Origin of the sequence: Streptomyces sp. NRRL B-1140, from assembly GCF_001280065.1 — a bacterium.
Lineage (GTDB): Bacteria > Actinomycetota > Actinomycetes > Streptomycetales > Streptomycetaceae > Streptomyces.
The window spans coordinates 145409-158767 of record NZ_LGEA01000090.1; the positions used below are offsets into that span (position 1 = coordinate 145409).

At 70.0% G+C, this 13359-nt stretch carries 15 protein-coding genes, 1 tRNA gene and 1 riboswitch; of the genes, 11 read left to right on the forward strand and 5 right to left on the reverse strand.

Annotation, left to right across the window (positions count from 1 at the left end; genetic code table 11):
* Positions 1-18: 18 nt before the first annotated feature.
* The gene (locus ADK65_RS11500) at positions 19-1281 is read right to left on the reverse strand and encodes a PTS transporter subunit EIIC (protein WP_053669879.1); all 1263 of its coding nucleotides are present in this window, start codon (positions 1279-1281) and stop codon (positions 19-21) included.
* Between the two features lie 343 nt (positions 1282-1624).
* Here ADK65_RS11500 and ADK65_RS11505 point away from each other — a divergent pair, with 343 nt between their 5' ends.
* From ADK65_RS11505 to rdgB, 4 genes are all read left to right on the forward strand, one after another.
* Complete coding sequence (locus ADK65_RS11505) at positions 1625-1858, forward strand: glucose PTS transporter subunit EIIB (protein ID WP_053669880.1); 234 nt, start codon at positions 1625-1627, stop codon at positions 1856-1858.
* A 104-nt stretch (positions 1859-1962) separates the two neighbouring features.
* A complete protein-coding gene (gene rph, locus ADK65_RS11510; RefSeq protein ID WP_053669881.1) occupies positions 1963-2700 on the forward strand; it encodes a ribonuclease PH in 738 nt (245 codons plus the stop codon).
* A 142-nt stretch (positions 2701-2842) separates the two neighbouring features.
* Entirely contained in the window at positions 2843-3241 is a 399-nt protein-coding gene (locus tag ADK65_RS11515; protein WP_053669882.1) for a hypothetical protein, read from the forward strand.
* 98 nt (positions 3242-3339) lie between these two features.
* Positions 3340-3942, forward strand: a complete 603-nt coding sequence (rdgB, locus tag ADK65_RS11520) for an RdgB/HAM1 family non-canonical purine NTP pyrophosphatase (protein WP_053669883.1) — start codon at positions 3340-3342, stop codon at positions 3940-3942.
* Positions 3943-3986: 44 nt separating this feature from the next.
* Here rdgB and ADK65_RS11525 read toward each other — a convergent pair.
* From ADK65_RS11525 to bcp, 3 genes are all read right to left on the reverse strand, one after another.
* Positions 3987-4071 (reverse strand) — tRNA-Leu (locus tag ADK65_RS11525).
* Positions 4072-4104: 33 nt separating this feature from the next.
* Positions 4105-5133, reverse strand: a complete 1029-nt coding sequence (locus tag ADK65_RS38810; RefSeq protein WP_234352852.1) for an HNH endonuclease signature motif containing protein — start codon at positions 5131-5133, stop codon at positions 4105-4107.
* Between the two features lie 156 nt (positions 5134-5289).
* Entirely contained in the window at positions 5290-5757 is a 468-nt protein-coding gene (gene bcp / locus ADK65_RS11530; RefSeq protein WP_053669884.1) for a thioredoxin-dependent thiol peroxidase, read from the reverse strand.
* 96 nt (positions 5758-5853) lie between these two features.
* Here bcp and ADK65_RS11535 point away from each other — a divergent pair, with 96 nt between their 5' ends.
* The 3 genes from ADK65_RS11535 to ADK65_RS11545 all read left to right on the forward strand — a co-directional run bounded on the left by ADK65_RS11535 (position 5854) and on the right by ADK65_RS11545 (position 7063).
* The gene (locus ADK65_RS11535) at positions 5854-6183 is read left to right on the forward strand and encodes a DUF3618 domain-containing protein (RefSeq protein WP_053669885.1); all 330 of its coding nucleotides are present in this window, start codon (positions 5854-5856) and stop codon (positions 6181-6183) included.
* A gap of 44 nt (positions 6184-6227) precedes the next feature.
* Complete coding sequence (locus ADK65_RS11540) at positions 6228-6584, forward strand: GroES family chaperonin (RefSeq protein WP_053669886.1); 357 nt, start codon at positions 6228-6230, stop codon at positions 6582-6584.
* A gap of 56 nt (positions 6585-6640) precedes the next feature.
* Positions 6641-6708, forward strand: a riboswitch (guanidine-III (ykkC-III) riboswitch).
* A 34-nt stretch (positions 6709-6742) separates the two neighbouring features.
* Positions 6743-7063: a DMT family transporter gene (locus tag ADK65_RS11545; protein ID WP_053669887.1), complete on the forward strand. Its 321-nt coding sequence runs from the start codon at positions 6743-6745 to the stop codon at positions 7061-7063.
* A gap of 12 nt (positions 7064-7075) precedes the next feature.
* On the opposite strand, the gene ADK65_RS11550 is transcribed toward ADK65_RS11545, so the two are convergent.
* Positions 7076-9490 carry a transglycosylase domain-containing protein gene (locus ADK65_RS11550; protein WP_053669888.1) on the reverse strand — a complete coding sequence of 805 codons (2415 nt, stop codon included), beginning with the start codon at positions 9488-9490 and terminating at the stop codon, positions 7076-7078.
* Positions 9491-9932: 442 nt separating this feature from the next.
* Here ADK65_RS11550 and ADK65_RS11555 point away from each other — a divergent pair, with 442 nt between their 5' ends.
* The 4 genes from ADK65_RS11555 to ADK65_RS11570 are packed head-to-tail and all read left to right on the forward strand — an operon-like array spanning position 9933 to position 13315.
* Entirely contained in the window at positions 9933-10733 is an 801-nt protein-coding gene (locus tag ADK65_RS11555) for an ABC transporter permease (RefSeq protein ID WP_053669889.1), read from the forward strand.
* Positions 10726-11547 (forward strand): ABC transporter permease, encoded by an 822-nt coding sequence (locus ADK65_RS11560; protein ID WP_053669890.1) that lies wholly within the window; start codon positions 10726-10728, stop codon positions 11545-11547. The genes ADK65_RS11555 and ADK65_RS11560 overlap by 8 nt, the downstream gene beginning before the upstream one ends.
* Position 11548: 1 nt before the next feature.
* Positions 11549-12556 carry an ABC transporter ATP-binding protein gene (locus tag ADK65_RS11565; protein WP_053669891.1) on the forward strand — a complete coding sequence of 336 codons (1008 nt, stop codon included), beginning with the start codon at positions 11549-11551 and terminating at the stop codon, positions 12554-12556.
* 33 nt (positions 12557-12589) lie between these two features.
* Entirely contained in the window at positions 12590-13315 is a 726-nt protein-coding gene (locus tag ADK65_RS11570; RefSeq protein WP_053669892.1) for a DUF1707 SHOCT-like domain-containing protein, read from the forward strand.
* Positions 13316-13359: the final 44 nt, after the last annotated feature.

The following is a 13359-nucleotide window of genomic DNA, read 5'->3' on the forward strand; positions in this document are numbered from 1 at the left end:
CCTTCGGCGTGCGGTGGGCTACTTCGCCTCCGCCTTCTGCAGCTCGGCGAGTTCCTCGTCGGACTCCCGGCCCGGCGTGGGCAGGTTGAACTTGGTGATCGCGAAGCGGAAGACCACGTAGTAGACCGCCGCGAAGCACAGGCCGACCAGGGCCAGCATCCACGGCTTGGTCGCGATGCCGAGGTTCAGCAGGAAGTCGATCGCGCCGGCGGAGAAGCCGAACCCGTCCTTCATGCCGAGCGCCCAGGTCAACGCCATGGAGACACCGGTGAGCACCGCGTGGATCGCGTACAGCACCGGGGCGATGAACATGAACGTGAACTCGATCGGCTCGGTGACGCCGGTGACGAACGAGGTCAGCGCGAGGGAGAACATCATGCCGCCGACGACCTTGCGGCGCTCGGGCCGGGCACAGTGCACGATCGCCAGGCACGCGGCGGGGAGGGCGAACATCATGATCGGGAAGAAGCCCGTCATGAACTGCCCGGCGGTCGGGTCACCGGCCAGGAAGCGCGCGATGTCGCCGCTCTTCCCCTCGTAGGAGCCGGCCTGCAACCAGGGGAAGGAGTTCAGCAGGTGGTGCATGCCGATCGGGATCAGCGCACGGTTGGCCACACCGAAGATGCCCGCGCCGACCGCTCCGGAGCCGACCAGCCACTCACCGAAGTTGTGCAGGGCCGTGCCGAGGACGGGCCAGATGTAACCGAAGACGATGCCGATGACCAGGCCCGCGAAGGCCGACAGGATCGGCACCAGGCGGCGCCCGCCGAAGAAGCCCGCCCAGTCCGGCAGCTTGGTGCGGTAGAAGCGCTGGTAGAGCAGCGCCACGACGATGCCCATGACCACGCCGCCCAGCACCTTGGCGTCGGCCGGAGCCGCCACCATGACGGCCTTGCCGTCGACCTCCGCCGCCACCTTGGGCAGGGTCGGGTCGGTGAACGTGGCCAGCACGTTCTTGAAGACCAGGTAGCCGACCACGGCCGCGAGCGCCGTGGAGCCGTCCGACTTCTTGGCGAAACCGATCGCGATGCCCACGGCGAACAGCAGCGCCATGTTGTCGAGGATCGCGTTGCCACCGGCCGCCATGAAGCTCGCGATCTTGGTGAGGAACGCGGGGAACGACTCGCGCCCGAGCATGTCGGGGTTGCCGAGCCGGACCAGCAGCGCGGCGGCCGGCAGCACCGCCACCGGCAGCATGAGGCTGCGGCCGATCCGCTGCATGACGGCCATCACGGCCGAGCCCCTCTTCGGGCTCGCGGGCGCGGCGGTGTCTGTGGACATGAACTTCCTCCATGGGGCACGGCGCCGCCCAGGAAGAATGCGACGGGGGACGGCGGCGTCTCAAAGAAAGGGGAACGCGGTATCCACCGCGCGACCTCCACCGGTGAGTGGTGTAGACCAGTTGTAGCACGGCAGACCGAACGAGTGGAACCCGCCGATTCCGCCCCCACCGCCACGATCACGCCCTCCGCTTTTGTCGAGAGGCGGACTCGTGGTGTAGACCAGGCGTCCGACGGTCGCACGAACGTGACACCGTCCCATCGGCACCCCGACAGCGCCACTCGCGAAGAGGGGCCGACTGTGGGTTACTGCGACAAAGCGGTTCGGATCAGGGAGAACGAACATGGCCACCAAGGCTGAGAAGATCGTTGCCGGGCTCGGCGGCATCGACAACATCGAAGAGGTCGAAGGCTGCATCACCCGCCTCCGCACCGAGGTCGCGGACCCCTCCAAGGTCGACGAGACCGCCCTGAAGGCCGCCGGCGCCCACGGCGTCGTCAAGATGGGCACCGCGATCCAGGTCGTCATCGGCACCGACGCCGACCCCATCGCGGCGGAGATCGAAGACATGATGTGAAGGGCCGGGATCGTCCCGGGCTTCACCCCCTGAGACCCCCACCCCCACCGGGGCCCTCCCACCACGGGAAGGGCCCCTCCCGCGGTACGGATAGGCTCAGCCGCATGTCTCGAATCGACGGCCGCACCCCCCAGCAGCTCCGCCCCATCACCATCGAGCGCGGCTGGAGCAAGCACGCCGAAGGCTCCGTCCTCGTCTCCTTCGGCGACACCAAGGTCCTCTGCACCGCCTCCGTCACCGAAGGCGTGCCCCGCTGGCGCAAGGGCAGCGGCGAAGGCTGGGTCACCGCCGAATACTCCATGCTGCCCCGCGCCACCAACACCCGCGGAGACCGCGAATCCGTCCGCGGCAAGATCGGCGGCCGCACCCACGAGATCAGCCGCCTCATCGGCCGCTCCCTGCGCGCCGTCATCGACTACAAGGCCCTCGGCGAGAACACCATCGTCCTCGACTGCGACGTCCTGCAGGCCGACGGTGGCACCCGCACGGCCGCCATCACCGGCGCCTACGTCGCACTCGCCGACGCCATCGCCTGGGCCCAGGGCAGGAAACTCATCAAGGCCGGCCGCAAGCCCCTCACCGGCACCGTCTCCGCCGTCTCCGTCGGCATCGTCGCAGGCGTCCCCCTCCTCGACCTCTGCTACGAGGAAGACGTCAGGGCCGACACCGACATGAACGTCGTCTGCACCGGCGACGGCCGCTTCGTCGAGGTCCAGGGCACCGCCGAAGCCGAACCCTTCGCCCGCGACGAACTCAACGCCCTCCTCGACCTCGCCGTCGCCGGCTGCGGCGAACTCGCCGCCCACCAGCGCACCGCGCTCGACGCCGTCCTCGAAAAGTAAAAGGCACACCAAGAAGAGTGCCCGGCACGGGCAACCGCGCCGAGCACACGCGCGTCTGAAGGAGTACGGGCGCACGGCTCACCCCTGTGCGCCCGGCCAGCCGCGGGCCCGACCGGCCCGACCGAACGAGAGGGACCGCTCCATGGCCGCGAGCCGCCGACGCCGCACCGCAGCCGCCGCCGCCACCCTGGCGGCCGTCGCGCTGACCGCCGGACTCACCACCGGCTGCGCCGCCGTCGACAAGGCACTGGACTGCGTCCAGACCGCCGACGCCATCGCCGACAGCGTCACGGAACTCCAGCAGGCCGTCGACAGCGCATCCAGCGACCCGACGCAGCTGGACGAGTCCCTCGACTCCATCGACAAGAACCTCGGCGAGATCGGCGACAAGACCGACAACGCGGACGTCGGCAAGGCCGTCGACGACCTGAACAAGGCCGTCGACAACGTCCGCACGTCGATCAAGAACGGCGACGAGACGCCCGACATCAGCCCGGTCACGGACGCGGCGGGTGAGTTGACGAAGGTGTGCACGCCGTAGCACTGCGAGGTGGTCGCCGGGTGCGGGTGCGTCGTGGTGACCCGCGCCGTTCCCCGCGCCCCTGACGGGGCGCGATCCCGCCCGGCGATACTGGGCCCATGAGTCGCCTGATCCTCGCCACCCGCAACGCCGGAAAGATCACCGAACTTCGCGCGATCCTCGCCGAAGCCGGACTGCCCCACGAACTCGTCGGCGCCGACGCCTACCCGGACATCCCCGACGTCAAGGAAACGGGCGTGACGTTCGCCGAGAACGCCCTCCTCAAGGCCCACGCCCTGGCCCGGGCCACGGGCCTCCCGGCCGTCGCCGACGACTCCGGCCTCTGCGTCGACGTCCTCAACGGCGCCCCCGGCATCTTCTCCGCCCGCTGGTCCGGCCGCCACGGCGACGACAAGGCCAACCTGGACCTCCTCCTCGCCCAGCTCTCCGACATCGCCGAGGAACACCGCGGAGCCCACTTCGCCTGCGCGGCGGCCCTCGCCCTGCCGGACGGCACGGAGCGGGTGGTCGAGGGCCGGCTCCTCGGCACCCTCCGCCACGAGCCCACGGGCACGGGCGGCTTCGGCTACGACCCGATCCTCCAGCCGGAGGGCGAGTCCCGCACCTGCGCGGAACTGACCCCCCAGGAAAAGAACGCGATCAGCCACCGGGGGAAGGCGTTCCGGGCGTTGGTGCCGGTGGTGCGGGAGCTGTTGGGCTGAGGAACGTGAGAGGGGGCCGCCCGATGGGTGGCCCCCTCTGCGTGTGCGGCCGGTGGGACTCGAACCCACACGGGTGTGAACCCACTGGGACCTAAACCCAGCATGACTGCCAAATTCCATCACGGCCGCTCAAAAACGGTCATGGTGCTCGACCGGCAGCGTTCAGTGTACGGGCTGAGCAAGGTACGCGACGAGAGGTGTCCTCGCTTTCCGGCGGCACCAGGTCTCAGTGAGCGCGTGACAGTTGGGGCAGAGATACCGCAGATTCTCCCGGCGGTTGTCGCGCCAGTCGCCATTGATGTGGTCGATCTGCAACGTGATCGGTTGCCCCAGCCACTCGCCCTCGTTGCCGCAGGTCCGGCATGAGTAGGGCACCCCGATCTCGACCAGGGCACGGTGGAGCTGAGACCTGTTGGTTCGTCCTGCACTGGAGGGCAGGACGACCAGTACTCGTTGGGCGACGGGTGCGGGGGCCGGGCTCTCCGGTCGTGCCCAGGTCCTGCGCGTGAAGTGGCCGGTGTCCAGGTCGAGCCGGGAGGCCGCTCGCCTCACGCGTCGATGGTTGGTGTCGTTCACCTCCAAGCCGAGACCGCGCATCACGTCGGCGTAGCTCGTGGAGCGTGCTACGAGTTCACGGAGTCTGTCCTCGCAGATCGCTACACGTCGGTGGGTGAAATGCGACGTGTCGATCCCGTGCCCCCGCAGCATGCGGCTCAGGGTTGCCCGCGAACGGCTGTCGTCCGGTACGCCCAAAGAACGAGCCACCCCCCGCACGCTCGTCGCCGTCGCTGTTGCTCTTTGGAGTTCTTGGAGGGTGAAGGGGAGGTCCAGATCGGTCCGGTTGATGCCGGGGAAGTGGCGGACGTCGATGCCCGCCGCGTGAATGCGGCGACGGATGTGCGACAGAGTGCCGCTGGCCGGCGCGGCGCCGAGTTTCAGAGCTACTTCGCGCAGGGATGATGACGAGGCTGCCGCTTCCGCGATGGCGGAGTCCGGGTACTTCCGATACGGGCTGCGTTTGACGAAGTGACTCGTGTCGAGTCCGCGCGCCGCCACTCTCTCTTGCAGCACGCGCCGTTGACCTCCACTGGTTTTGAGGCCGAGCCGACGCATCAGATCGGTCCAGTTGCGAGCCTTGGCTGCGGCCGCCGCCAGCCGCTCATCGTCGTAAGAGCTCGCTGTGTTCCGCACGACACCTCTCCTCATTCCCCGACCACCCGTTCGTGGTCTCGCACGGAGTAACGAACCGTTTATCGGACGGTCACGCCCGGATATGTGCGAAAAGCGGAGCGGCTCGTACCGGAGTTTCACCGGTACGAGCCGCTCTCGGGAACGATCAGTGGGGTCTCAGACCCCCAGGTCCTTGATGATCTTGGCTACGTGGCCCGTCGCCTTGACGTTGTACAGGGCGCGTTCGACCTTGCCCTCCTCGTCCACGACGATCGTGGAGCGGATGACGCCGACGACCGTCTTGCCGTACAGCTTCTTCTCGCCGAAGGCGCCGTAGGCCTCCAGGACCTGCTTGTCGGGGTCGGCCAGCAGCGTGACCTTCAGGGACTCCTTCTCGCGGAACTTCGCCAGTTTCTCCGGTTTGTCGGGGGAGATGCCGATGACGTCGTAGCCCGCGCCCGCCAGCAGCTCCAGGTTGTCCGTGAAGTCGCAGGCCTGCTTCGTGCAGCCCGGGGTGAGTGCGGCCGGGTAGAAGTACACGATGACCTTGCGGCCCTTGTGGTCCGCCAGGGACACCTCGGTGCCGTCGGCGTCGGGCAGGGTGAAGGCGGGGGCCACGTCCCCCGGCTGGAGTCGCTCGCTCATCCCGCCAGGGTAACCGGGGGTGCTGACAGTGTGATGAGCCGTGGAGCTGACAGACTGTCCCCCAGAGGCTTCACACCGACTTCGAAAGGCGACACGGTGGCGGACACGGCGGACACCAGGACCCCGGCGCAGATCGAGGCGGACATCAGGCGCCGCCGCGCGACCCTGGCCGAGACCCTCGACGAGATCGGGGTGCGGGTGCACCCGAAGACGATCGTCGGGGATGCCAAGGCCAAGGTCGCGTCCAACATCGATCACACCCTCGGGCGGGCCTACGTGGAGGTGAACCGGGCCGTCACCGATGTGCGGTCCCGGTTCGTGGACGAGGAGGGCGCGCCCCGGCTGGAGCGGGTCGTGCCGGTCGCGCTCGTCGTGGTGGGAGTGGTCGGGCTGCTCGCGGTCAGCACGCGGCGGCGCAAGGGCTGACCCGACTGCGTTCGCCGGCGGAGGAGACAGGTAGGTTTCAGGGCGTGAGCGCCAAGAGAAACGAGCAGAGCACCCATCCGGACAAGCTGCCCATCCGGATGCTGCACGACCGCGTACTCGTGCGGCAGGACACCAGCGAGGGCGAGCGGCGTTCCGGTGGCGGCATCCTGATCCCGGCCACGGCGGCGGTCGGCCGGCGGCTGGCGTGGGCCGAGGTCGTCGCGGTGGGGCAGAACGTGCGGACCGTGGAAACGGGTGACCGGGTGCTGTTCGACCCGGAGGACCGTGCCGAGGTCGAGGTGCGGGGGATCGCGTACGTGCTGATGCGCGAGCGTGATCTGCATGCGGTGGCCGCGGACCGGTTCGAGGGCGCCGAGGACTCGACGGGCCTGTACCTGTAGGGCCCAGGTCGTGGAGAAGGGGCCGGTGACAACCGTCACCGGCCCCTTCGCCATGACCTTTGCTACGTTGGGGGCACCCCCGACGAGACGCGCCGTACCGGGATCAAGGCAAAGACGACGCACCGACACCGTCAGCCCGTTTCCCGGAGGCGCCCGTCATGGCCTGGGTTCTGCTCGTCGTCGCCGGTCTGCTCGAGGTGGGGTGGTCCGTGGGCATGAAGTACACCGACGGGTTCACGCGTCCGCTGCCCAGTGTGCTCACCGGCGCCGGCATCGTCGCCAGCATGCTGCTGCTGTCGCAGGCGGCCAGGACCCTGCCCATCGGCACCGCCTACGGCGTGTGGGTGGGGATCGGCGCGGCCGGGGCGGCGGTGTTCGGGATGGCGGTGCTGGGCGAGCCGGCGACCGCCGCCCGGATCTTCTTCGTGTGCCTGCTGCTGGTCGCCGTGGTGGGGCTGAAGGCGACCAGCGGCCACTGAGCCGTCGCCGGGCTACTCGCGGCGTGCGCCCTGGGGGACCACGCCCCAGCCGGGGCCGGTCGGGCCGCCTGTCGCGCCGCCGTCGCTCGCGTCGCCGCCACCGCCCTCCGTCGTGCCGCCGTCGGTGGTGCCGCCGTCGGTCGTTCCTCCGTCGGTCGTGCCGCCGTCCGCGGTGCCGCCGCCGGTGGGGGACTCGCCGCCGGTGGTGCCGCCGGTGGTGGTGCCGCCGTCGGTCTGGCCCTCGGTCTGCCCTTCGGGGGTGCTGGGGGTCTGCTCGGGCGGCTGGGTGCCGGTCTCCTCGCCGCCGGTGGTCGTGCCGCCGTCGGTGGGGGCGGAGGCGCTCGGGTCGGCCGGGGCCTGACTGCTGGGGGCCTGCGAGACGTCGGACCCGGGCTGGAGCCTGAGGTCGAACTCCTTGACGGGCTTGCCCTTGAGGGCGTCCTGGGTGAACTGCGTCCAGATCTCGGCGGGTGCGCCGCCGCCGTTGATGCGGGGCAGGCCCATGGCGCGGTACAGGGACTTGTGGGCGGCGGTGACCGGGTCCTGGCCCATGACGGAGACGACGGTGGCGAGGTCGGGGGTGTAGCCCGCGAACCAGGCGGCCGTGTCCTCCTCGGCGGTGCCGGTCTTGCCGGCGACGGGGCGGCCCGCGGCCTGAGCGGCGGAGGCGGTGCCGTTCTGGACGACGCTGCGCAGCATCGAGGTGGTGGTGTCGGCGGCCTCGCGGCTGACGGCCTGCCGGGTGCGCCGTTCGGGCAGCTCGATCGGCGTGCCCTCCTTGGTGACCTTGTCGACGATCGTGTACGTGCCGTGCCGGCCGTGGTTGGCGAGGGTGGCGTAGGCCTCCGCCATGTCGAGGACGCTGGCCGTGGCGGTGCCGAGCGCGATGGCGGGGCCGTCGGCGAGGTCGGGGGTGGCCTCGGGGATGCCGAGGTCGATCGCGGTCTGCTTGACCTTGGCGGGGCCGACGTCGGCGGCCATCTGCGCGTACACCGAGTTCACGGAGCTGTCGGTGGCCTCGGTGACGGTGATGTCGCCGTAGGAGTGCTGGTCCTCGTTCTCGGGGGCGTAGGGGTCGCCGGTCCAGCCTTGGACGGGGCGCTTGTTGGTGCCGTCGTAGATGGTGTTCGGGGTGATGACGCGGCCGTCCTGCGTCTCGGAGTGGTTCTCGACGGCGGCGGTGAACACGAAGGGCTTGAAGGTGGAGCCGACCTGGAAGTCCCTGCGGGTGGCGTTGGGTGTGTACTGCTTGACGTAGTCGATGCCGTTGTACATCGCCACGACCTTGCCGGTCTTGGGGTCGACGGAGGCGCCGCCGGCGCGCACGTAGGTGTCGACCTTGCGGTTCTTCTTGTCGAGCTTGGACATCAGCTTGTCGTTGACGGCCTTCACGAACGCGTCCTGCTTGTCCTTCTGCAGGGTCGTGGTGATGCGGTAGCCGCCGGCGTCGAGCTTGCTCTCTTCGATGATCTTGTTCTGGACCAGGTAGTCCTTGACGATCCGGACGATGTAGCCGCGCTGGCCGGACATGCCGGTGGAGAGGGTGGACTCCTTCGGCACGGGGAACTTCATGCCGGTCCGCTCCGACGCGCTGAGCCAGCCCTTCTTGACCATGCCGTCCAGCGTGTAGTTCCAGCGGGCCTCGGCGGCCTTCCGGTTCTCGGGGTGGGCGACGACGTCGTACTGGCTGGGCGCGTTGACGAGCGCGGCGAGGTAGGCGGCGCGGGCCGGGTCGAGGTCCTTGGCGTCCATGCCGTAGTAGGCCTGGGCGGCGGCCTGGATGCCGTAGGCGTTGCGGCCGAAGTAGCTGGTGTTGAGGTAGCCCTCGAGGATGTGGTCCTTGCTGACCTCGCGGTCCAGCTTGATCGCGATGAAGAACTCCTTGGCCTTGCGCGTGACGGTCTGTTCCTGGCGCAGGTAGTAGTTCTTCACGTACTGCTGGGTGATGGTGGAGCCGGACTGCTTGCCTTTGCCGAGGGCGGTGTTCCAGGCGGCGCGGACCATGGCCTTGGGGTCGACGGCGGACTCGGTGTAGAAGTCGCGGTCCTCGGCGGCCAGGATCGCGTGCTGGGCGTCCTTGGAGATCTGCGGGAGGGTGACGTTCTCCCGGTTGACCTCGCCGTCGCGGGCGATCACGGAGCCGTCCGCGTAGAGGTAGACGTTGGCCTGCTTGGTGGCGAGCGCGTTGGCCGGTGGGATCTTCACGAGCGAGTAGCCCAGGAAGAAGCCGCCGACCAGCAGCAGCACGACGACGATGAAGCCGCCGAGCGTCATGCGCCAGGTCGGGATCGCCCGGCGCCAGCCGGTCCGCTTCGGCCTCCCGGCCGCCGTGCCCTCGGGCGTGCCCGGGTCGCCGTCGGCGTCCGCCTGCGGCTCTCTCGATGCCCAGCCCGGGTTCGGCTGCTGCGGCTGAGGCTCGTCACTCATGTCGTGCACGGACTCCTGTTTCGCGTCGTACGTCGTTCCGTACGTCTCTGCTCGCTCTTGCGCCCCTGTGATGAAGACTGTCCCATCCGTTGATCAGTTCCCTGATCGAGGGCCGGGCTGTGAGCCGTGCGGTGAGGCGGCCGCGTGCGGGCGGGTGCGCGGGCGGGCACAGGGCGAAACGCGTTGCGCCGCACTCCTGCCCGAATCGTGATCTCGCCTGCGCGACGTTCGCCCGAAGGGGGACCCGGCCGGCATCGCCGTCACGCTGCTCGCCCCGGCCGCGGGGCCTCGGCCCGCGCGGACGCAACGGATCGTACCGTCTGGGCCGGTGCGCACTCGCCCCGCGGCACTCCCGCCGCTCCCCGAAATTGCGTGGCAGTCCGGTTCGCGGGGCCACTAGGCTCCTGCGCTTCGGTGCCGGGCGTCGAGGAGGGCTGTGGATGTGGGCTCGGGACGGTTGTACGTGGCCGTCGCGGCGGGGGGTTTCAGGCGGTACGCGACCTATCGGGCGGCCACGCTGGCCGGGGTGTTCACCAACACGGTCTTCGGCGTCATTCTCGTCCACACCTATCTGGCCCTGTGGGACCAGAAGCCGCATCTCGGGGGGTACGACCAGGCCCAGGCGGTGACCTATGTCTGGCTGGGGCAGTGCCTCTACGCGACGCTGGCGATCCAGGGCGGGGGCGCCGAGAAGGACCTGATGGACCGCATCCGCACGGGTGAGATCGCCGTGGACCTGTACCGGCCGGCGGATCTGCAACTGTGGTGGCTGGCGGGGGACATGGGGCGGGCGTTGTTCCAGATGCTGGGGCGAGGTGTGGTCCCGTTCCTGTTCGGTGCGCTCTTCTTCCCGATGGCGCTGCCGACGTCGGTCACCCCCTGGGCCGCCTTCGTGGTCACCCTGCTGCTGGCGGCGGTCGTGAGCTTCGCGATCCGCTTTCTGGCGGCGCTGAGTGTGTTCTGGCTCCTCGACGGCATGGGCGTCAACCAGGTGCTGGTGGTCACGGGGATCTTCTTCTCGGGCATGGTGCTGCCGCTGAACGCCTTCCCGGGCGTGTTGGGCGAGGTGGTGCGGGTGCTGCCGTGGGCGGCGCAGATCCAGATGCCGGCGGACGTGCTGATGGGGGAGACGGACCCGCTGCGGGCGTTCGCCTTCCAGGCGGCGTGGGCGGTGGCGCTGCTGGCGGCGGGGCGGCTGCTGCAGTCGGCGGCGACGCGGCGGGTGGTGGTGCAGGGTGGCTGAGCGGGGTGTCCTGCGGGAGGGGGTGCGGGCCTACCGGCTGATCGCCGGGATGTGGGTGCGCTCCAGCATGGCCTACCGGACCTCGTTCGTCGTCACGGTGCTCGGCAACCTGACGGTGACCGGCCTGGACTTCGTGGGGATCCTGCTGATGTTCTCGCAGGTCGACTCGCTGGGCGGCTGGTCGCTGCCCGAGGTGGCCTTCCTCTACGGGCTGTCGGTGACGTCGTTCGGGATCGCCGATCTGGTGCTGGGCTCGATGGACGTGCTGGGTGCCCGGATCCGTGACGGCTCGTTCGACACGCTGCTGGTGCGTCCGGCGCCGGTGCTGGCCCAGGTCGGCGCCGACCGGTTCGCGCTGCGCCGGCTGGGCCGGATCACCCAGGGCGCGGTGGTGCTGGGCTGGGCGCTGGTGTCGGTGGACGTCGGCTGGAGCGCGGCGAAGGTGCTGCTGGTGCCGGTGATGGTGGTCAGCGGCGCGGTGATCTTCTCGGCGGTGTTCGTGGCGGGCGCGGCCTTCCAGATCTACGCGCAGGACGCCGCCGAGGTGCAGAACGCGTTCACCTACGGCGGGACGACGCTGCTGCAGTACCCGCCGTCGGTGTTCGGCAAGGACCTGGTGCGGGGTGTGACCTTCATGCTGCCGCTGGCCTTCGTCAACTGGGTGCCCGCCGCCTACGTGCTGGGGCGGCCGTACCCGGTCGCCCTGCCCGGCTGGGCGGCGTTCGCCTCGCCGGTGGTGGCGGTGGCCTGCTGCGTCCTGGCCGGGCTGGCGTGGCGGACGGGGCTTCGTTCGTACCGGAGTACAGGGAGTTGAGTTGACCGAGTCGGAAAGCGGGTTCGTCGCACCGGAGGACGCGTTCATCGAACTCGACGGTGTCGAGAAGGTCTTCGAGGTGCGCAAGAAGACCGGCTTCATGAAGCGGGAGCGGCGGCAGGTGCGGGCCGTCGACTCGATCTCCTTCCGTGTGGAGCGCGGCGAGATGGTCGGCTACATCGGCCCGAACGGCGCCGGCAAGTCCACCACGATCAAGATGCTGACCGGCATCCTCACGCCCAGCGCGGGCCGGCTGCGGGTGGCCGGCATCGACCCCTCCAGGGAGCGGACGCGCCTGGCGCACCGCATCGGCGTGGTGTTCGGGCAGCGCACCACGCTGTGGTGGGATCTGCCGCTGCTGGACTCCTACCGGCTGATGCACCGCATGTACCGAATCCCGGACGCCCGTTACCGGGAGAACCTCGACCGCCTGGTCCAACTCCTGGACATGGGCGACCTGCTGGACGTGCCGGTGCGGCAGCTCTCCCTCGGCCAGCGGATGCGCGGCGACATCGTGGCGGCGCTGCTGCACGACCCGGAGGTGCTGTACCTGGACGAGCCGACCATCGGCCTCGACGTCGTCTCCAAGTCGAAGGTGCGGGACTTCCTGCGGGAGTTGAACGCCGAGCGCGGCACGACGGTGCTGCTGACGACGCACGACCTGCAGGACATCGAGCAGTTGTGCCGGCGGGTGATGGTCATCGACCACGGGCGCCTGATGTACGACGGTCCGCTCGCCGGGCTGCACGAGGTCGGGGAGAGCGAGCGGACCCTGGTCGTGGACCTGGAGCGGGAACTGCCGCCGATCGAGGCGCCGGCGCCCGCGCGGGTCGTGCGGGTGGACGGTCCGCGGCAGTGGCTGGCGTTCCCGGCGGGGGAGTCGGCGGCTCCGCTCGTGGCGCGGATCGCCGCCGCGTACCCGCTGGTGGACCTGTCGGTGCGGGAGCCGGACATCGAGGCGGTGATCGCCACCATGTACGGGGGTCAGGCCGAGCGGGCGATCTCATAGCCCCCGACGGGGTGAACTCGTAGTCTGCTGTGTATGACCGACGACGCCGTCCCGGACCTCCGCGCCTCCGACGCCGACCGTGAGCAGGTCGCCGAAATTTTGCGGGACGCCCTCGCGGAGGGGCGCCTGGACATGGAGGAGTTCGAGGAGCGGCTGGACGCGACGTACAAGGCGCGCACCTACGGGGAGTTGGCGCCGATCACCCGGGACCTGCCGGCCGCGGGTGTCACGGTGCCGTCGGTGTCCCTGACGAAGGACGCGGCCGCCGGGCCGGGCTGGTCCGGGCGGATCGTCGGCGGTGAGGGCACCTCCACGTGGGCCGTCGCCGTCATGTCCGGCTTCCAGCGCAAGGGGCGCTGGACGATGCCCCGGCGGTTCACCTGCCTCGCCTTCTGGGGCGGCGGGGAGATCGATCTGCGCGAGGCGTCCTTCGCGGACCGTGAGGTCGAGATCAACGCGATCGCGATCATGGGCGGGGTGGATGTGATCGTGCCGCCCGGGGTCGAGGTCGTCGTCCGCGGCATCGGCGTCATGGGCGGTTTCGACCACGGCGAGGAGGGCGTGCCGGGCGAGCCGGGCGCACCGCGGGTGATCGTGACCGGGTTCGCGCTGTGGGGCGGCGTCGGGGTCCAGCGCAAGCTGACCCGCGCGGAGAAGCTGCGGGTCCGCGAGGAACGCCGCCAGGAGAAGCTGGAGCGGCGGGCGGGGCGGGGGCAACTGGGGGAGCGGCCCCCCCGGCACCGGCACCGCGGAAACTGAGTCCCCGCGGCCCGGCGGGCGCCGCGCGGGGGGGGGGCACAGGG

Excerpts from the sequence above, each read along its gene's own strand:
- ADK65_RS11500 (WP_053669879.1), bottom strand. The coding sequence starts at position 1,281 with ATGTCCACAGACACCGCCGCGCCCGCGAGCCCGAAGAGGGGCTCGGCC.
- ADK65_RS11505 (WP_053669880.1), top strand. The coding sequence starts at position 1,625 with ATGGCCACCAAGGCTGAGAAGATCGTTGCCGGGCTCGGCGGCATCGAC.
- rph (WP_053669881.1), top strand. The coding sequence starts at position 1,963 with ATGTCTCGAATCGACGGCCGCACCCCCCAGCAGCTCCGCCCCATCACC.
- ADK65_RS11515 (WP_053669882.1), top strand. The coding sequence starts at position 2,843 with ATGGCCGCGAGCCGCCGACGCCGCACCGCAGCCGCCGCCGCCACCCTG.
- rdgB (WP_053669883.1), top strand. The coding sequence starts at position 3,340 with ATGAGTCGCCTGATCCTCGCCACCCGCAACGCCGGAAAGATCACCGAA.
- bcp (WP_053669884.1), bottom strand. The coding sequence starts at position 5,757 with ATGAGCGAGCGACTCCAGCCGGGGGACGTGGCCCCCGCCTTCACCCTG.
- ADK65_RS11545 (WP_053669887.1), top strand. The coding sequence starts at position 6,743 with ATGGCCTGGGTTCTGCTCGTCGTCGCCGGTCTGCTCGAGGTGGGGTGG.
- ADK65_RS11550 (WP_053669888.1), bottom strand. The coding sequence starts at position 9,490 with ATGAGTGACGAGCCTCAGCCGCAGCAGCCGAACCCGGGCTGGGCATCG.
- ADK65_RS11570 (WP_053669892.1), top strand. The coding sequence starts at position 12,590 with ATGACCGACGACGCCGTCCCGGACCTCCGCGCCTCCGACGCCGACCGT.